Genomic DNA, 18,415 nt, shown 5'->3' on the forward strand with positions numbered 1-18,415 from the left:
CAACATCATGTCTCGGGTGTGTCAACTCACCGGTACGCGTGCCAACAACGGAATGGCGGTGAGCCACTCCCATATCCGCACCAAAAAACTGCAGCAGGCCAATCTGCAGCAGCGTCGTCTTTGGTGGGCTGAGGGGAACCGTTGGGTGAACCTGCGGATCACCACTCGCGCGCTCAAGACCATCCAAAAGAAGGGTCTGGGTGCCTACGCCAAGTCCCTTGGCATCAATCTCGCCAAGATCTGAACCTTCCATGCCCCGGATCACAGTGAATCGTCGAGAGTTTCTTGGGATCTCACTAGCCGGGGCTTTGACTTGGTTCTGGAAGCCTCAAACTGCCAGAGCATTGGGCGGCAAACTCCCTGAGCTTGGGGTTGCCGCACCAGATTTCAATCTCCCTGGAACCATCGGCGGAACCACCACACCGAATCTTTCATTGGATTCGTGGAGGGGTCAATGGTTGGTGCTTTATTTCTACCCAAGAGATTTCACCTCAGGATGCACCATTGAAGCCCACGGTTTTCAGGATGCATTGGCTGACTTCAAAGGTCGCAACTGCGAAATTGCTGCCATCAGCGCAGACAGTGTTGATGACCATGAATCCTTCTGCACCAGTGAGGGGCTTGGTTTCACGCTTCTATCAGACCCTGACGGTGTTGTGAGTCGCGACTATGGATCGTGGATGGCTCCCTATTCGCTGCGCCATACCTTCCTGATTGATCCTGAAGGTCTTCTGCGAGCCCGTTGGACCGGTGTCAGACCCGTCGGGCATGCCCAGGAAGTGCTCAGCACATTGATCGCCGAGCAGAACAGCTGAGCTGTTTGACAGATGGAATGATCTGTTGAATGGTGGTGTGGAGACAACCGGGACAGGACTGGAATGGATGAGAGAGAAGGCGGAAGTCACTTCATTATTCTCTACCATCGCACTCCATTTGACGAAGCACGCGATGATTCCGGCGCCAGAGTCTGGAGAGACCAGAAAAGTCCTAATGGCATTATTCCGACACTAAGAAATCTCTTCAGAGATCAAAAATACGGGACCTGGATTGCCTGGCGGCAGGTTGAAGATTTAAACGGTGCGGAAGATGAGCGCATTGCCATGCGCGATCCAGCAGACTTCACGCTGAGACGAATTCCTCTCGAACAAGAGCAGATTTCAAGCTTTTACCATGTCACTTCCAAGGAATCTTTTTGGCCCATTCTTCATACGTTTCCAAATTATTTCGATATCAACAATGCTAATTGGAGCATCTTTGAGGAAGTGAATCAGCGCTTTGCTGATGCAGCCTGTGCTGAAGCAGCTCCTGGAGCAACGGTCTGGATCCATGATTACAACCTATGGCTAGCACCGGGGTACATCCGAGATAAGCGCAAAGATCTGAAGATTGCTTTTTTCCATCACACCCCATTCCCAGCCAGTGATGTTTTTTCAATCTTGCCTTGGCGAAAACAAATCGTCGAAAGTCTTCTGAGTTGTGATGTCGTCGGATTTCATATCCCTCGATATACAGAGAATTTTGCGCGAGCGGCGAACTGCCTTCTCGGTGTTGAGAAAGGTCCAAAAACACCTGTCAACTTGCGATTCCTGGGATGCGGCTCCGCATTGACGGAACCTTCGGAAACACCATGGTTGAACTACCGGGGTCGCAAGGTGAAATTGCTTTCATCGCCCGTTGGTACATCACCCGATGTGATTCAGTCTCTTGCCAAAGACTCCCACGTCTGCGATCTTGCCGAACGCATTGATGAAGACACCAAGAAAGGGCGCAAACTCATTCTTTCGGCAAGCCGTGTCGACTACACCAAAGGAAACGAAGAGCTGTTGTTGGCCTACGAACGCTTATTAGAACGCAGGCCAGAACTGCACGGCAAAGTGGTGTTGATGCTTGCCTGCGTCGCTGCAGCATCAGGGATGAAAATCTACGAGGACACCCAACGGTTGATTGAAGAAACAATCGGACGAATCAATGGGCGATTTAGCCAGATTGATTGGGTGCCAATTCGTTTTTCAACACGCAGGATTCCCTATGAAGAGATGGTGGCGTGGTTCTCCCAGGCTGACATCTGTTGGATCACCCCCCTGAGAGATGGACTCAATCTGGTCGCCAAAGAATATGCGGCCACGAGGAAAGGTCGAGATGGTGTGCTTGTTCTGTCTGAATTTACCGGTGCCTCTGTGGTTCTGGATGGTGCCGTTCTTACCAATCCCAACTCCCACAAGCAGATGGACAATGCCATCGATGCCGCGATCGACATGCCCAATTCAGAACAACTGGAGAGAATGGCGCGCATGAGTTCCGCAGTGGAAACATTCACGGTGTCGGACTGGGCTGCAGAACAGATGCATTCACTGGAAACTCCGGATTGATCTGATGAATTGGATGAGACGCACGAGCAGCCGGTTAATCCTGGTGATTGTCAGCCTCGTTGCTTCAACGCTGCTCGGTGTTTCAACCCTCGCGCGTCAATCCGAAACTGTTTCGATCCTGATGCCGGCTCCCTTTGCCGACGCCACCGCTGAACTTGTTCGTTCTTTCAATCAAGAACACAAGGGGCGCATTCATCTGAATGTCATCCGTGGCCCACTCGAAACGGAATCCATCTCCGATCTCGCAATCAGCAGTTTGTTGCTGGGCGACACGCCTTTTGATGGGCTCTTGATGGACGTCACTTGGGTCGCGAAATACGCCAAGGCGGGTTGGTTGGCTCCACTGGATGCCTACTTCACTGAACAAGACTTCGCCTCTCTGGCCCCTGGAGCCAGTGAAGGCAATCATGCAGAAGGAGCGCTCCAACGCTGGCCGCTCACCTCAGATCTGGGCTTGCTGTATTGGCGCACAGATCTGATGGAAGAACCACCACGCACCCCACAAGAACTCGAAACCATCAGCAGAAGGCTGCAAACCAGTGGTCAAGTGCCTTTTGGCTATGTGTGGCAAGGGCGTCAATACGAAGGGCTGAGCTGTGTGTTTCTGGAAGTGATTGATGGATTCGGTGGAGAGTGGTACGAACCCCAAACTGGTGCCATCGGTCTCGATGAACCAGCAGGCACTGCTGCTGCAACATGGTTGCAGGATCTGATCGCGAAAGGCATCAGCCCGAGAGCCGTCACCAATTACGCCGAATCGGAATCCCTGCAGAGCTTCAAATCTGGTGAGTCAGCCTTCATGCGCAACTGGCCTTACGCCTGGGCTGAACTACAAAAGGATGACAGCCCTGTTAAAGGGAAGGTTGGCATCACCACCATGGTGGCCGAATCCAATCAACGTCCAGCGGCAACGATCGGAAGCTGGGGTTTAAGCCTTCTCCAAGGTTCAGACCATCCTCAATCCACCATCGAGGCCATTAAATATCTGACCAACGAACAATCACAGCGATATCTGTTCACCAATTTTGGATACACACCCACGCAGGCTGCCTTATTCAAGGACCCACAACTCACCAACGCCTATCCATCCTTGGTCGCCATCGGTGAAGCGTTGCCCTACGCCCGCCCCAGACCGCAAACACCGCTGTATGCCCAGATGAGTGACGTGCTGCAACGGAATCTCAGCAGCACCCTCACCGGAGTGACGCCGCCGCCTGCCGCGATGAAACAAGCCCAGGACACCACAGAGCAAGTGCTGATCGCTGCGGGAGCCACGCCGTGATGACCACGCTTCTGCTGCTGCTTTTGCCTTCGTTGCTCTTCCTGGCAGGTGTCTTTGCACTCCCTCTAGTTCGATACCTGTGGTTGAGTTTTCACGCTGATTCGGTCATGACCGGTTTGGTGGCGATCCCCAACAATGGTGCCAACTGGCAACGGTTTTTTAATGACCTTCGCTATTGGCAGGACCTTGGTCAAACCCTTCGTTTCGCTGTGGCATCGGTCACGCTCGAACTACTGCTCGGATTGGCCATCGCGTTGATGCTCAACCAGCCACAGCGTGGCCGAGCCTTGATCCGAACCACATCACTGATTCCCTGGGCGCTCCCCACAACTGTGATGGCGTTGGGCTGGCGTTGGATCTTCAACACACCCTATGGCCCGGTCAATCGAATGTTTGAGAGAGCTTTTGGACATTCACTCAATGCCCTGGGTGAACCATCACTGGCCTGGATCACCACGGTGTACGCCGACGTCTGGAAAACAACCCCTTTCGTTGCACTGATTCTGTTGGCAGGGCTCCAGACCATTCCATCCGATCTTTATGAAGCCGCCCGACTAGAGGGTGCGGGAGCTTGGACCTGCCTGAAACGGATCACGCTTCCCTTGCTGCTTCCCTATCTCGGACTCGCGTTGATGTTTCGTTTGGCACAGGCCTTCGGAGTGTTTGATTTGATTCAGGTGATGACCGGAGGTGGACCGGCCAGCAGCACCGAAAGCATCGCCCTCTATGCCTATTGGAATGCTCTGCGGTTCCTCGATTTCGGATATAGCGCAACGATCATGATCGGCAGCTTCATCATTCTCACGCTATTAGTGGCCATTGCCTGGATGGTGATCGCAACAGCAAGACGCCGAACAGCTATGGGGGCACCATCATGAAAATGAATCGATCCATAATCCTGCTGCTCATCATCTGGTCTCTGGCACCACTGGTTTGGCAGGTGTACACATCCTTCTGCACCGATCAAGCCCTAGTGATGCCATTCGCCGAAAACGCACAACGATGGACGCTGGCTCACTACCAAAGTGTGCTGAACAGTGACCCACCCTTCCTGAAATATCTATTCAACAGTCTGTTCGCAGGAGTGCTCTCCACATTGCTGACATTGATCCTGGCATTACCAGCCAGTTATAGCCTGAGTAAACTCAATCAAAAAACAGCCACATTGATTAAAGGGATGCTAATTGGCTGTGCTTTGTTCCCTTATGTATTGCTTTTCCTGGCCTTATTGGAAGTTGCTCGGTTCTTTCAACTGGGTAATAGCCTGATTGCACTGGCCATTCCCTATGCCGCTTTGTCGCAACCCTTGGCTGTTTTGCTTCTGACCAATGCCTTCGCTGACTTACCCACAGAGCTTGAAGATGCAGCCAGAGTGGAAGGATTGTCGTTACTGCAAAGATTCCGCTGGATTCTTCTGCCATTGATTGCTCCGGCGATTGCCAGCACATCCATTCTTGTATTTCTGTTTTCATGGAATGAATACCCCATTGCCCTCACCTGGATCAGTGACTCCAGCAAATTGACCCTGCCGGTAGCGATGGCGAGGATTGCGGGGTCTTCCATTCATTCGGTGCCATACGGTCCCTATGCAGCCGCTACAGTGCTTGGTTCAATCCCCTTAATTCTGCTGGTGATGGCATTTCAAAAGCCCATCGTTTCAGGTTTGACCAGTGGAGCCGTCAAGGGATGACGCTTAACCTCCAAAACGTTGGACGATGCATCGCCAATCAATGGATTGTCAGACATCTTTCCTTTCAGATCGGCAACGATGAATGCTTGGCCCTTGTCGGGCCTAGCGGATGCGGAAAAAGCACAACGTTGCGCTTGATTGCCGGCCTTGATCCTGTCAGTGAAGGCTCGATTGGGATCGGAGGACGTGATGTGACACAGCTCACACCTGCTGAACGAAGCATTGGCATGGTGTTCCAGAGCTATGCGTTGCTCCCGCATTTATCCGTTTTTGAAAACCTTGAACTGGGGCTGAAGATCCGCAACGTCCAACCCAGAGATCGATCGATCAAGATCCAAAGAGTTCTCGATCTCGTGCAACTCTCTGATCGAGCGTCCCATCGGCCTGCTCAACTGTCCGGGGGCCAGCGCCAGCGAGTCGCTCTAGCGCGTGCCTTGATTCGCGATCCCGAGATTTATCTCCTCGATGAACCGATGAGCAATCTCGATGCTCAGCTTCGAGAAGACATTCGGCCTGAACTGAGACGTCTGGTCCTCGAGCAGCAGAAACCAACCATCTACGTCACCCATGATCAACATGAGGCTATGGCGATGGCACAGAAAATCGCAGTGCTGAATCAAGGCAAGATTGAACAAATTGACACGCCATACACCCTTTACACCAACCCCTCCACGTTGTTTGTGGCACGGTTTATCGGCAGGCCCCAGATCAACTGTTTGCGTCCCCAACATGGTCGTATTCGTGCAATCAGGCCTGAGAACGTTCGTTTCAGCTCTTCAGGTCTTCGTTGCAAGGTGCAGTCAAGAGAATGGTTGGGAAATTCGCAATTGTTGTTTCTCGAAAGTGAAGAAGGCATCTTGCGCATGTTGACCCAACCCGATGCATCCGTTCCCGACAGTGGTCAGATCACCTGGGATCAGAGCGATGTGTTGCACTTCGATGCAACCTCTGGTGCCAGATTTGCTTCTAGCAACCCTTCAAAAGGCTCTTAACTGACGACTGGGATGCATTCACTGCAAGTGTTGATGGATCTCCTGCAGATGTTCCAAAAGCAGTGTGCGATGCACATCTGCTGTTTCACGCAGCTGTTGGATGGTTGACCTTGACGCTGGATGTTGTCTTGCGGCAGTCCATTGGCGCGTCATTGCTTGGACGTCGAGTGGATCTGCCAGGTTCAACCAAGGCAAATCGGCCAATTGAGCAGCGGCCTTCACTTTTGGGTCATAGCTGAGTGCTGCTGTTGGGCATCCCGTTGTGGCAGCAAGAATCAATGCATGCAATCGCATGGCGATCACAAGCGCTGACTGACTGAACAGATGCTGAACCTGGTCGAGTGAATCAGCGCGCATTTGCAGCGAACGTTCGCGCAGATCGACTGGAATGAGACCTTGCTGATCGAGCTCATTCCATAACGCTGCATCCTGATCCCCATGGAAAGCAAGCCAGATCACCTTTGCGTCTGATTGGGCGCTGAAGTGATCCAAGGCTTGCAACAACACCTGCCAACCCTGCGTGTTCAGCAGCGGAGTGGGTCTGAGGCAAAGAACCAGGTCCTGGCCACCCGACCAGACGGGTGCCGGATGGCACCAGACCGGATCCGGCCCCATCACCATCGGCATGCCCAATCGCCATTGTTGGGCTTGATGCAACGAGGCGGGGTCTCTCCAGGAGACCGCGCGGATTCTGCTCAACGTTGCCCGAACACACCATCGGCTCCACTGGCGGCGCAAAGGACCCAGTCCTTGTCCCCAAAGAATGATCGGGATGCGCTTCCAGCGGGCTGACCACAGAACGATCAGGTAATACAGAAGGCTTTTGAAACTGGTGCCGTCCTGCAACAAGCTTCCGCCTCCCAGCACGAGCGCATCAACGTGCTTGAGAGCGCGAATGGTTTCTGACAGGGAGCGGCGATTGACGATGGACGCTCCCGGAACCAGGGCAGCAGCAGCTTGGTGATCTCTTGCCGTGATCACCGGATGCCATGCGTCCGGAAGTTGGGAGACGAGCACCTGAAGGAGGGCATCATCGCCAAGGTTGTGCTCACCGTAATAACCACAAAGGAGCACCTTCGCCTTGTCCGCAACGCGAAGCGCTACCACCAGTCATCAACAACGATTCGACCCATTATCCAAGTGTTCACCCGTTACGGTGAAGTCCCCACTGGATTGACATGCACGCGCTCTCGCTGGGCACCTGGTGGATTCATTGGGCCTCAGTGGCTGAATGGTTAGTCGCCATCGTGTTGATCCAACGCTTCCGATCCGAGACAACCGGAACCTCAACGCAGCGCATCGCCTGGGCCATGTTGCCTGCGTTGATCAGCGCAATGGCAGCCTGCACCTGGCATCTCTACGACAACAGCGAAAGTCTGCGCTGGCTGGTGACAGTGCAAGCCTCGCTCACGCTTTTGGGGAATGTGCTGCTGGCGTGGGCTGCCTGGACTCTTCCGGCTCCTTCCGTGCATGAGGAGCAGTCTTGATGCCGGATTTCGATCCCTCTCCCTTATTCGCCCTCTCGCTCTTTCCCTATCTGGTGTTTCTCTATCACCTCGGGAAAAAGCGTTTGCTTCCAGCACTCAGCCGTCGTGGTTTTCAATTGACCCTGCTGTTTGTTGCCGTCACCATCGTGGCTGCTGTGATTGCTGAGCTTCGCTTTGGCGCCGAACTTGTGGCCATTGATCCGCTCCATGGCGGTGCCGAGGCTTTTCTCACCCTCAGCAACGCTGTGATTGTCGCCGGACTGGTCAAACCCCAAAAGGTGCAGTGATGAACATCTTTTACGAGAGGTGGGCCCGGGTTCACGAGCGGCGGAAAATGGATCGTTGCCTCTGATATTCATGCTCACTCCTCTTCTGGCCATTGCGCCCGCCACGGTTTCCTGGTCTCCGAAAGTGGGCCTTGTCATGATTGCCTGCAACGTGATTGCCATCGGTATTGGCAAGGCCACGATCAAGCACCCGAATGTTGGCGCGAAGCTGCCTAACGATGCCTTTTTCGGGGGCATGAGCCACGCTTCATTGCTGGCCACCACAAGCCTTGGTCACATGATCGGCATTGGAGCGATTCTCGGACTCGCAACCCGCGGCGTCCTCTGAATCTTTGGATCGTTGATCTTCAAGGAGTGGTGATGCCACTCCTTTTTTTATGTCCTTCAGGTCGCGACGGACGACACTTGCGCATTGGACTCTGCGGTGTCTTGGGAGCTGGATGCTGAAAGCTTGAAGCGAAGTTTGATGCGTTCAGCCATCTGATCCGGCAACAGCCCGAGGGCCTCAAAACTCTGTTGTGGCGTCGCGTGATCAACCATCACATCGGGAATGCCAATGCGCATCACAGGCAGCTGAAGATCCGCATCTTGCAGAGATTCAAGAACAGCAGACCCAAAGCCGCCTTGAATCGCTCCCTCTTCCATGGTCACAACACGACCGATGCGTTGGGCCAGTGGATGAATCAATGCCGTGTCGAGAGGCCTCAGGAAACGAGCATTAACCACCGTGCACTTAATGCCCTGTTGCTGCAGAAGCTCAGCGGTTGCCAACGCTTTGGCATTCATGGCGCCATAGGCCACGATCAGGAGGTCATCGCCACTGCGGAGGACTTCACCGCAACCGATTGGTAGGGGTTCCCAGCCCTCCTCCATCAACGGCATCCCTTCACCAGGACCGCGAGGAATGCGGATCGCGCAGGGACCATCGTGCTGAAGTGAACTCACCAGCATGCGCTGTAGTTCCGCTTCATCCTTGGGAGCCATCACCGTGAAATTGGGGATGGCTCGCATGTAGCTGATGTCGTACTGACCCTGATGCGTGGGGCCGTCAGCACCGACGATGCCGGCTCGATCGAGCACAAAGGTGACAGGCAGCTTCTGGATGCCGACGTCGTGAATGAGCTGATCAAAAGCACGCTGCAGGAACGTGCTGTAGATGGCCACCACAGGGCGCAGACCATCGCAGGCCATTCCTGCAGCCAAGGTGACGGCATGCTGCTCGGCGATTCCCACATCCACGTATTGATCTGGGAGAGCCTTCTGAAGGAGATCCAGACCGGTGCCTGTGGCCATCGCCGCCGTGATGCCGATCACTTTCGGATCCTGCTCACAGATCTTGACCAACGTCTGTCCGAACACCTTGCTGTAACTGGGTGGCTTGGGTGTTTTGCTGGGGCGGGCTTTGCCGGTACTCAAATCAAATGCCGATTGCGCGTGATAGCCGACCTGGTCAGCCTCGGCATAGGGGTAACCCTTGCCCTTGGTGGTGAGGACATGCACCAAAACTGGACCGCCCACGCGATGGGCCTCCTGGAAGGTGCGAGTCATCTCGGAGATGTCGTGTCCGTCGATGGGACCCATGTAGGTGAAGCCCAGTTCTTCAAACACCGCCCCGACCTTGGGCACAGCCAAACGGCGCATGCTGCCCTTGAGACGGTTCAATTCGGCAGGAAGATCACCACCCATGAAAGGGAGATGCCGCATGCTCTCCTCAACGCTGCCTGAAATAAATTGCATGGGCGGACTCAGCCGCATGCGATTCAAATGACTGGACAGAGCACCCACTGGAGGTGAGATCGACATGTCGTTGTCGTTGAGCACCACCAGCAAGGGTGTATCCGGCATGTGGCCGGCATGGTTGATGGCCTCCAAGGCCATGCCACCGGTGAGGGCACCATCACCAATGACAGCAACGCACTTGTAGTTGTCACCTTGACGGTCTCGGGCCATGGCCATACCCAGGGCCGCCGAAATGGATGTGCTGGCGTGGCCTGCACCGAAATGATCAAAGCTGCTTTCGCAACGTTTTAGGTAACCGGCGACCCCTCCTTTTTGTCTCAGGGAATCGAAATTGCCGTAGCGGCCAGTGATCAATTTGTGGGGATAGGCCTGGTGGCCGACGTCCCAGACCACACGATCACGATCCAGATCAAGCGTCTGATACAGAGCAAGGGTGAGTTCAACCACCCCGAGGCCCGGCCCGAGATGGCCTCCGCTGTTCGACACAACTTCGAGATGACGCTGTCGGATCTGCGCCGCGACCTCTTCCAGCTCGCTTGCGCTGAGGCCATGCAGCTGGTTGGGATGCGACAGATCGCGCAGGTGCATGGTCCCTCGACGGATTTAGTCAATCTACGGGCCTTACCTGCCGTCCGCGGCAGCGTTCGGTTGTCAAACTGAACTGATGGACGATTACCTGCCCAGGATCCTGCGCGCGAGGGTTTACGACGTAGCCCGGGAAAGCCCGCTTGAGTTAGCCGGCAATCTCAGCCGTCGGCTGAACAATCACGTCTGGCTGAAACGTGAAGACCTCCAGCCGGTTTTCTCGTTCAAGTTGCGTGGTGCTTACAACCGCATGGTGCAGCTCTCTGAGCAGGAGCGCGAGCGGGGTGTGATTGCAGCGAGCGCTGGCAACCATGCCCAGGGCGTGGCCCTCAGTGCCTCCCATTTGCAGTGCCGCGCTGTAATCGTGATGCCGATGACCACCCCCAGCGTGAAGGTCGATGCGGTGCGCCAGCTCGGAGGCGAGGTGGTTCTGCATGGAGAGACCTACGACGAGGCCTGCGCCGAAGCAACCCGTCGCAGTGAAGACGAGGGGCTGTGTTTCATCCATCCCTTCGATGACCCGGAAGTGATTGCCGGCCAGGGAACGGTGGGTATGGAGATCCTGCGCCAGTGCCAGGACCCCCCTGACGCGATTTACGTGGCCATTGGCGGTGGGGGGCTGATCGGTGGGATTGCTGCCTACGTCAAGAGCTTGTGGCCCGACGTGGAGGTGATCGGGGTTGAACCCCATGACGCCGCTGCCATGACCCTGTCGCTCGAGGCTGGCGAACGGATCCGACTGCCCCAGGTGGGATTGTTTGCCGACGGAGTCGCCGTCCGGGAAGTGGGGGAAAACACCTTCCGCCTGGCCCAGCGTTATGTGGATTCAATCGTCACCGTGAGCACGGACGAGATCTGTGCTGCGATCAAAGACGTGTTTGAAGACACGCGCTCCATCCTTGAGCCGGCAGGAGCCCTCGCCATTGCAGGTCTCAAAGCCGACGTGTCCAGACGCCAATTGCAGGGACGACAGCTGGTGGCGGTGGCCTGTGGCGCCAACATGAATTTTGATCGCCTGCGGTTTGTCGCCGAACGTGCTGAGCTCGGCGAAGAGCGTGAAGCGATGCTGGCCGTCGAGATTCCAGAACAGCCCGGCAGTCTGCGCCAGCTCTGTGAGCTGCTGCAGAAACGCAGCCTTACGGAATTTAGTTACCGCATGAGGGCAGGCGATCGAGCCCACATCTTTATGGGGGTGCAGGTCAAGGGTCAGCAGGATCGTGCTGACCTTCTGGCATCACTGCGCAGCAACGGTTACGACTGCCTTGACCTCAGTGACGACGAACTCTCCAAGGTGCATCTCAGGCACATGGTGGGAGGGCGACTTCCGCAGCAGACCGACGACTCTGACTCGCCCAGGCAGGAACTGCTGTACCGATTTGAGTTCCCCGAAAGGCCTGGTGCGCTGATGCGCTTCGTGAGTGCATTGCACTCCAACTGGAGCATCAGCATTTTTCATTACCGGAATCACGGCGCTGACGTTGGTCGGATCGTGGTTGGCGTGCTGGTCAGCCCGGATGATCTGGAGTCATGGCAGGCCGTCCTGCGGGATCTTGGATACCCCAGCTGGGAAGAAACCTCCAACCCCGCCTATCGGATCTTCCTGGGCTCCTGATGGCTCCAACGCAGATGAGCGTTACGTTGGCGTGTCGGATCCTGGGTGCTGGCGGTGAGTAAACAACGTGAGGGCCAGCAGGAGCAACACCTGAGCGTTGTGGAATCGACTGTGTCGTTACCGGCTCGTCTTGAGGCGATTCTCTACCTGAAGGGACGTCCGATGTCGCTCAGGGAACTGTCAGAGCTCGTCAATGAATCAGAGGCAAACACCGAGCAGGGGATGCTCATCCTGATCGCCGGGTACGCCCAGAGGGACACAGCGCTTGAGATCCATGAGAGCAACGGGCGTTACAGCCTGCAGCTGCGGGCTGGACTGGGGGAATTGGTTCGCGATCTGCTGCCCGTCAATCTCTCCACTGCAACGTTGCGGACGTTGGCGACGATCGCGCTGAAAAAGCGGATCCTGCAATCCGATCTGGTCGACCTACGCGGCTCCGGTGCCTATGACCACATCAAGGAGCTTGTGAATCAGAACTTCATTGAACGCAAGCGTCAAAGCGAGGGGCGTTCGTACTGGATCACCCTCTCCGAAAAGTTTCACCGAACCTTTTCTGTGCTTCCCGAGCTCAGCGGGAGCTCCGAACCGACACAAGCTGCATAGAGTTCAGAGAATTCCACGGTTTCCATGGCCATCGAGCTTGTGTCCACCGTTCTTCAAGTGCTGGCTCAGACCCTGCAGATTTACTCGTTGGTTCTGATCGTTCGTGTGCTGCTGAGCTGGTTCCCCAACCTTGACTGGAGCAATCCGGTTCTGAGCACGGTCAGTTCAATCACCGATCCATATTTGAATGCCTTTCGCGGTCTGATCCCGCCTTTGGGTGGTTTGGATCTCTCCGCGATTCTGGCCTTCGTTGCGTTGAACCTGATGCAGCAGCTTCTGGTGTCTGCCTCCATCTCTTTTGCCGGTGGTTTCGGCGTTTACGGCTGAAGCAGGGTTCGATCAGCGGTGATCTCCCTCCCCCTGGAGGGTTCCCCGCTCAGCCCGACTTCCCAGTTTGCGCAGATTGCCTTCGGCCACCGCGTCGAGATCGAGCCCGAGCTCAGTGGCCAGCTGGGCGATGTACCAGAGCACATCGCCTAATTCCAGTGCGATGTCAGCAGTGAACTGGTCATCGATCACACCGCCGCGATCCCGGATCAGTTTCTTGACCTTGTCGGCCACTTCACCGGCCTCTCCCGTCAGCCCCAGGGTTGGGTAGATCAGATTCCGCCCTGCATCCGGATAGCGAGCCGTGCTGCGGGATTCCCGTTGGTAGTCGTTCAGCTGCACGGAGAGTCAGAAGCGGGTTGAGGTCATGACGGTAGATTCCGCAGGTTATTGGCGCCAAGGATGGCCGAGCTCGATCTGACCCGTAGAACCAAGATCGTCGCCACGATCGGCCCAGCCACAGAAAGTCCCGAACGAATTCGGGAACTGATCCAGGCAGGAGCGACAACATTCCGCCTGAACTTTTCCCACGGTGATCACAGCGAACATGCCACGCGAATCGCCACCATCCGACAGGTAGCGCATGAGCTGGGGGTTCACATCGGCATCCTTCAGGATCTTCAGGGGCCGAAGATCCGCCTAGGACGCTTTGAAGAAGGGCCGATCACGCTCAGCAAGGGTGACCATTTCGCGCTGACCTCCAAGCAAGTGCGTTGCAACCAGACCGTTGCAACGGTCACCTACGACAAACTGGCTGAAGAGGTCACAGATGGAAGCCGAATTCTTCTGGACGACGGCCGCGTTGAAATGAAGGTCGACCGCGTCGACGAGGTCGATCAGACCCTTCATTGCGTGGTCACCGTGGGTGGTGTGCTCTCCAACAACAAAGGAGTGAACTTCCCCGATGTTCAGCTGTCGGTGCGTGCACTCACCACAAAAGACCGTCAGGATCTGGCTTTCGGTCTGCAGCAGGGTGTGGATTGGGTCGCCCTGAGCTTCGTGCGCAATCCCTCCGACATGCAGGAGATTCGCGAGCTGATCCGCAAGCATGGCTTCTCGACTCCGGTGGTGGCCAAGATCGAAAAATTCGAAGCCATCGACCAGATCGACGCGATCCTGCCTCTCTGTGACGGCGTAATGGTGGCCCGCGGCGATCTCGGCGTTGAGATGCCCGCGGAAGAGGTTCCTCTGTTGCAGAAGGATCTGATCCACAAGGCCAACAGCCTGGGTATTCCGATCATCACGGCCACCCAAATGCTGGATTCCATGGCCTCCAGTCCACGCCCCACTCGCGCGGAAGTGAGTGACGTCGCCAACGCGATTCTGGATGGAACTGATGCAGTGATGCTCTCCAATGAGACCGCTGTGGGTGACTACCCGGTGGAAGCTGTCGAAACGATGGCAACCATCGCTCGTCGCATCGAGCGCGACTATCCCCAACGTCCCACCGACACACACCTGCCCAGCACGATTCCAAACGCGATTAGTGGTGCCGTGAGCAGCATTGCGCGCCAGCTCAATGCCGCAGCAATTCTTCCGCTCACCAAAAGCGGAGCAACGGCTCACAACGTCAGCAAGTTCCGTCCCTCCACGCCGATCCTCGCGATCACCTCGGAAGTGGGTGTGGCAAGGAAACTCCAGCTGGTCTGGGGCGTAACACCGCTGCTGATCGAAACACAGAAGAGCACCACCGCCACCTTCACACTGGCCATGGGCGTTGCCCAGGAAATGGGGGTGCTCAAGGACGGCGACCTCTGTGTTCAGACCGCCGGAACATTGGCAGGCGTCAGCGGCTCAACAGATTTGATCAAGGTAGGCATCGTCAGTGCAGTGCTGGGCCGAGGCACTGGATTTGGCACCGGATCCATCAGCGGCAAGGTGCGGATCGCCACATCAGCGAGCGACTGTGCACGGCTGGAACCCGGTGAAGTGTTAGTGGCCACCGACACGAATGCTGACTATCTCGACGCCATTCGTGATGCTGCGGCAGTCATCACGGAAACACCTGCAGAAACGTCCCATGCAGCCGTGATCGCCCAGAGGCTCGGAATCCCCGTCATTGCCGGCGTGGCGAATGCCACCCGCGATCTACTGGAAGGGGAAGTGATCACCCTCAATGTGAAAGACGGAGCCGTTCACCGCGGCACCGGCAGCAACACGGCCATGAAACTCGACACGATGCTCTGATTCAGAGCTTCAGCCCATGGCTAGCAACCTGCCACTCGCCGAAACAGTCGGCATGGCTCTCAACACCCTGAAAGCCAATCGACTGCGAAGCCTGCTCACGATGCTGGGGATCGTGATCGGAAATGCCTCCGTGATCACTCTGGTTGGCGTTGGAAGAGGTGCTCAGAACCTGGCAGAAAATCAGCTCAGCAATCTGGGTGCCAACGTTCTATTCGTTGTTCCTGGCAGCAACGACACTCGCCGTCAGGGCGTCGCCTTTCCGCGCACCCTGGTGTTGGAAGACGCAGAAGCGATCGCCGAACAGGTGCCCAGCGTGAAGCGCGTGGCACCACAGATCAACGCCAACGAAGTGGTGCAGGCGGGAGCGCGCAGCAGCACCTCACCTATCTTCGGCGTGACACCGGAATTTCTTCCAGTGAGAAGTTTTGAAGTGGCTCGTGGTCGCTTCATCACCGAACAGGACGTTCAGGCGGCACGAACAGTTGTGGTGATCGGGCCTGACCTACGCGACAAACTGTTTCCCAATGGCGGTGCAATCGGCAGTTCGCTGCGCATTCGTGACCAGAGCTTCAGTGTGGTCGGCGTTCTTGCACCCAAAGGTGCAGTGTTCGGCTCCAATCAAGACGAAAACGCTTATATCCCACTCAGCACGATGGTGAGTCGGCTGACAGGCAGGGACCCCACCTACGGCATCAGTCTCAGTTTCATCAGTGCTGAAGCCAATGATGAAAACAGCACAAGTGCGGCCAAGTTTCAGATTTCCAATCTGCTTCGACAACGGCACCGAATTCTCCGCAACGATGATTTCGCTGTGCGCTCGCAGCAGGACGCACTGACCATCGTTGGCACGATCACCGGCGGACTCACGCTGATGCTGGGCGCGATTGGCGGCGTCTCGTTGTTGGTGGGCGGAATCGGGATCATGAACATCATGCTGGTGTCTGTGAGTGAACGAACGGAAGAAATCGGTCTAAGAAAAGCGCTTGGTGCCCGCAGCTCCGATGTGTTGCGACAATTCCTTGTGGAATCACTTGTGTTGGCAAGCCTGGGCGGGGTCATTGGTACCGCAACGGGGTACGGCGCGATCGCAGCTGTGGCCGTGTTCACTCCACTTCCGGCTGCGATTGGGGTCACCACGGTGCTGGTGACGGTTGGACTTTCAGGCTCAATTGGTTTGTTTTTTGGGGTCGTGCCGGCACGCCGTGCTGCGCGACTGGATCCGATCACGGCGCTACGCAGCCTGTAGGCCTGAAATAGGCACAGTTTTTCACCTCAGCTCTTAGATTCGTCGGATCTTCTTTGAAGTCATGAATCAACGCTGGCGGCAGATTCTTCTCTGGGGACTCCCCATCACAGTTGCACTGCTGCTGGCGTGGCAATTCCTTGGCAATGGTGGTGTCAACAACCTCAAGCCTGGTGGTCCCACCGTTGCTCCCCGCAACACTGCCGTCGCCCGCATGAGTTACGGACGCTTCCTCGACTACGTGGAAGCTGGTCGTGTCACCGCAGTCGATATCTATGACGGTGGAAGGGATGCTGTTGTAGAAGCAGTCGATCCCGATCTCGATAACCGCGTGCAGCGCCTGCGGGTCGATCTCCCGGGACTGGCGCCCGAGCTGATCAACACGTTGAAGTCGGAAGGGATCAGCTTTGACATTCACCCACCGAAAACAGCTCCTCCAGCACTGGGGATCCTCGGCAATCTGCTCTTCCCCCTGCTGTTGATCGGTTCCCTGATTTTCTTGGCACGTCGATCCAACAACATGCCTGGCGGTCCTGGTCAGGCCATGCAATTCGGCAAGACCAAGGCCCGTTTTGCCATGGAAGCTGAAACCGGTGTGATGTTTGACGACGTCGCCGGCGTGAACGAAGCCAAGCAGGATCTTCAGGAGGTGGTCACCTTCCTCAAGCAGCCTGAGAAATTCACCTCTGTTGGTGCACAGATCCCCAAGGGTGTTTTGCTTGTTGGCCCCCCAGGCACTGGCAAAACCTTGCTTGCCAAAGCCATTGCTGGCGAAGCGGGTGTGCCGTTCTTCTCCTTGTCCGGTTCGGAGTTTGTGGAGATGTTCGTGGGTGTCGGCGCCAGCCGTGTGCGCGACCTCTTTAAGAAAGCCAAGGAAAACAGCCCCTGTCTGATCTTCATTGATGAGATTGACGCCGTTGGTCGTCAGCGTGGTGCCGGCATTGGTGGTGGCAACGATGAGCGTGAGCAGACCCTGAACCAGCTGCTCACCGAAATGGATGGTTTTGAGGGCAACAGCGGCATCATCATCATTGCTGCCACAAACAGGCCGGATGTGCTCGACTCAGCCTTGATGCGTCCCGGCCGCTTCGATCGTCAGGTCACGGTCGATGCTCCCGACATCAAGGGACGTCTGTCCATTCTTGAAGTTCATGCGCGCAACAAGAAGCTCGCTCCTGAGCTTTCCCTCGACAGCATTGCCCGTCGGACTCCTGGTTTTACAGGAGCAGACCTGGCCAACCTTCTGAATGAGGCGGCCATCCTTACGGCGCGGCGCCGCAAAGACACCATCAGCCTTTCTGAAATTGATGATGCCGTCGACCGCATCATCGCCGGTCTCGAAGGTCAGCCTCTGACCGATGGCCGCAGCAAGCGACTGATCGCTTATCACGAAGTTGGCCACGCACTGGTGGGATCTCTGGTCAAGGACCATGACCCCGTCCAGAAAGTCACCCTGATCCCCCGTGGCCAAGCCCAGGGATTGACCTGGTTCTCCCCCGATGAAGAGCAAATGCTCGTGTCGCGGGCACAGCTCAAAGCGCGCATCATGGGCGCCCTCGGCGGCAGAGCTGCTGAAGATGTGGTCTTCGGTCGCGCTGAAGTCACCACAGGTGCGGGCGGTGACATTCAGCAAGTCGCGTCCATTGCAAGACAGATGGTCACGCGCTTTGGCATGAGCAATCTGGGTCAGATGTCACTAGAGGGTGGCGGTCAGGAAGTTTTCCTGGGTCGCGATCTGATGAACCGCAGTGAAGTTTCTGAGTCCATCTCGAAGCAAATTGATGAGCAGGTGCGTGCCATTGTGATGCAGTGCTACGAGGAAACCCTTGCGCTGGTGCAGGGACAACGCGAAGCCATGGACCAACTGGTTGAGCTCTTGATTGAGAAAGAGACCATGGACGGTGACGAATTCCGCGAGATTCTCTCCAACTTCACTGCCATTCCCGAGAAGGAACGTTTCGTTCCAGTTCTGAATTGAGCTTCAAAATATCGCTATAAACATGAGGCCAGC

General features: G+C 56.1%; 19 protein-coding genes. 16 read left to right on the top strand and 3 right to left on the bottom strand.

Features of this window, described 5'->3' with window-relative positions:
• Nucleotides 1–7: 7 nt before the first annotated feature.
• The 7 genes from rpmB (at nucleotide 8) to SynNOUM97013_RS06770 (ending at nucleotide 6,333) form a co-directional block, all read left to right on the top strand.
• Nucleotides 8–244, top strand: coding sequence for a 50S ribosomal protein L28 (rpmB, locus tag SynNOUM97013_RS06740; RefSeq protein ID WP_186479058.1), 237 nt, complete (start codon nucleotides 8–10; stop codon nucleotides 242–244).
• A gap of 7 nt (nucleotides 245–251) precedes the next feature.
• Nucleotides 252–815: a peroxiredoxin gene (locus SynNOUM97013_RS06745; RefSeq protein ID WP_186479059.1), complete on the top strand. Its 564-nt coding sequence runs from the start codon at nucleotides 252–254 to the stop codon at nucleotides 813–815.
• Between the two features lie 63 nt (nucleotides 816–878).
• The gene (ggpS, locus tag SynNOUM97013_RS06750) at nucleotides 879–2,369 is read left to right on the top strand and encodes a glucosylglycerol-phosphate synthase (protein WP_186479060.1); all 1,491 of its coding nucleotides are present in this window, start codon (nucleotides 879–881) and stop codon (nucleotides 2,367–2,369) included.
• A gap of 13 nt (nucleotides 2,370–2,382) precedes the next feature.
• The gene (locus SynNOUM97013_RS06755) at nucleotides 2,383–3,651 is read left to right on the top strand and encodes an ABC transporter substrate-binding protein (RefSeq protein WP_186479061.1); all 1,269 of its coding nucleotides are present in this window, start codon (nucleotides 2,383–2,385) and stop codon (nucleotides 3,649–3,651) included.
• A complete protein-coding gene (locus SynNOUM97013_RS06760) occupies nucleotides 3,651–4,529 on the top strand; it encodes a carbohydrate ABC transporter permease (protein WP_186479062.1) in 879 nt (292 codons plus the stop codon). The genes SynNOUM97013_RS06755 and SynNOUM97013_RS06760 overlap by 1 nt, the downstream gene beginning before the upstream one ends.
• Nucleotides 4,526–5,341 carry a carbohydrate ABC transporter permease gene (locus SynNOUM97013_RS06765; protein WP_370586407.1) on the top strand — a complete coding sequence of 272 codons (816 nt, stop codon included), beginning with the start codon at nucleotides 4,526–4,528 and terminating at the stop codon, nucleotides 5,339–5,341. The genes SynNOUM97013_RS06760 and SynNOUM97013_RS06765 overlap by 4 nt, the downstream gene beginning before the upstream one ends.
• Nucleotides 5,338–6,333, top strand: coding sequence for an ABC transporter ATP-binding protein (locus SynNOUM97013_RS06770; protein WP_186479063.1), 996 nt, complete (start codon nucleotides 5,338–5,340; stop codon nucleotides 6,331–6,333). The genes SynNOUM97013_RS06765 and SynNOUM97013_RS06770 overlap by 4 nt, the downstream gene beginning before the upstream one ends.
• A gap of 18 nt (nucleotides 6,334–6,351) precedes the next feature.
• Here SynNOUM97013_RS06770 and csaB read toward each other — a convergent pair whose 3' ends face one another.
• Nucleotides 6,352–7,440, bottom strand: coding sequence for a polysaccharide pyruvyl transferase CsaB (gene csaB, locus SynNOUM97013_RS06775; RefSeq protein ID WP_255442607.1), 1,089 nt, complete (start codon nucleotides 7,438–7,440; stop codon nucleotides 6,352–6,354).
• Between the two features lie 71 nt (nucleotides 7,441–7,511).
• Between csaB and SynNOUM97013_RS06780 the strand changes: the two genes are divergently transcribed.
• The 3 genes from SynNOUM97013_RS06780 to psaK all read left to right on the top strand — a co-directional run bounded on the left by SynNOUM97013_RS06780 (nucleotide 7,512) and on the right by psaK (nucleotide 8,435).
• Nucleotides 7,512–7,820, top strand: a complete 309-nt coding sequence (locus SynNOUM97013_RS06780; protein WP_186479064.1) for a DUF2499 domain-containing protein — start codon at nucleotides 7,512–7,514, stop codon at nucleotides 7,818–7,820.
• The gene (locus SynNOUM97013_RS06785) at nucleotides 7,820–8,107 is read left to right on the top strand and encodes a DUF3593 domain-containing protein (RefSeq protein WP_186479065.1); all 288 of its coding nucleotides are present in this window, start codon (nucleotides 7,820–7,822) and stop codon (nucleotides 8,105–8,107) included. The genes SynNOUM97013_RS06780 and SynNOUM97013_RS06785 overlap by 1 nt, the downstream gene beginning before the upstream one ends.
• A 70-nt stretch (nucleotides 8,108–8,177) precedes the next feature.
• On the top strand, nucleotides 8,178–8,435 hold the full coding sequence (gene psaK / locus SynNOUM97013_RS06790; RefSeq protein WP_186479066.1) for a photosystem I reaction center subunit PsaK: 258 nt from the start codon (nucleotides 8,178–8,180) through the stop codon (nucleotides 8,433–8,435).
• Between the two features lie 56 nt (nucleotides 8,436–8,491).
• Here the strand turns inward: psaK and dxs are convergent, their stop codons facing one another.
• Complete coding sequence (gene dxs / locus SynNOUM97013_RS06795) at nucleotides 8,492–10,435, bottom strand: 1-deoxy-D-xylulose-5-phosphate synthase (protein ID WP_186479067.1); 1,944 nt, start codon at nucleotides 10,433–10,435, stop codon at nucleotides 8,492–8,494.
• A gap of 76 nt (nucleotides 10,436–10,511) precedes the next feature.
• Between dxs and ilvA the strand changes: the two genes are divergently transcribed.
• The 3 genes from ilvA to SynNOUM97013_RS06810 are packed head-to-tail and all read left to right on the top strand — an operon-like array spanning nucleotide 10,512 to nucleotide 12,974.
• On the top strand, nucleotides 10,512–12,044 hold the full coding sequence (gene ilvA, locus SynNOUM97013_RS06800; RefSeq protein WP_186479068.1) for a threonine ammonia-lyase, biosynthetic: 1,533 nt from the start codon (nucleotides 10,512–10,514) through the stop codon (nucleotides 12,042–12,044).
• Nucleotides 12,045–12,098: 54 nt separating this feature from the next.
• Complete coding sequence (gene scpB / locus SynNOUM97013_RS06805) at nucleotides 12,099–12,647, top strand: SMC-Scp complex subunit ScpB (protein ID WP_186479069.1); 549 nt, start codon at nucleotides 12,099–12,101, stop codon at nucleotides 12,645–12,647.
• A 24-nt stretch (nucleotides 12,648–12,671) separates the two neighbouring features.
• Nucleotides 12,672–12,974, top strand: coding sequence for a YggT family protein (locus tag SynNOUM97013_RS06810; RefSeq protein ID WP_186468742.1), 303 nt, complete (start codon nucleotides 12,672–12,674; stop codon nucleotides 12,972–12,974).
• A 12-nt stretch (nucleotides 12,975–12,986) separates the two neighbouring features.
• Here the strand turns inward: SynNOUM97013_RS06810 and SynNOUM97013_RS06815 are convergent, their stop codons facing one another.
• A complete protein-coding gene (locus SynNOUM97013_RS06815) occupies nucleotides 12,987–13,316 on the bottom strand; it encodes a nucleoside triphosphate pyrophosphohydrolase family protein (RefSeq protein WP_186479070.1) in 330 nt (109 codons plus the stop codon).
• Between the two features lie 60 nt (nucleotides 13,317–13,376).
• Between SynNOUM97013_RS06815 and pyk the strand changes: the two genes are divergently transcribed.
• The 3 genes from pyk (at nucleotide 13,377) to ftsH (ending at nucleotide 18,382) form a co-directional block, all read left to right on the top strand.
• The gene (pyk, locus tag SynNOUM97013_RS06820; RefSeq protein WP_186479071.1) at nucleotides 13,377–15,161 is read left to right on the top strand and encodes a pyruvate kinase; all 1,785 of its coding nucleotides are present in this window, start codon (nucleotides 13,377–13,379) and stop codon (nucleotides 15,159–15,161) included.
• Nucleotides 15,162–15,177: 16 nt separating this feature from the next.
• Entirely contained in the window at nucleotides 15,178–16,407 is a 1,230-nt protein-coding gene (locus SynNOUM97013_RS06825) for an ABC transporter permease (RefSeq protein ID WP_186479072.1), read from the top strand.
• Between the two features lie 61 nt (nucleotides 16,408–16,468).
• Nucleotides 16,469–18,382 (top strand): ATP-dependent zinc metalloprotease FtsH, encoded by a 1,914-nt coding sequence (ftsH, locus tag SynNOUM97013_RS06830; protein WP_186479073.1) that lies wholly within the window; start codon nucleotides 16,469–16,471, stop codon nucleotides 18,380–18,382.
• Nucleotides 18,383–18,415: the final 33 nt, after the last annotated feature.

It is taken from the genome of Synechococcus sp. NOUM97013 (genome assembly GCF_014279815.1).
Lineage (GTDB): Bacteria > Cyanobacteriota > Cyanobacteriia > PCC-6307 > Cyanobiaceae > Synechococcus_C.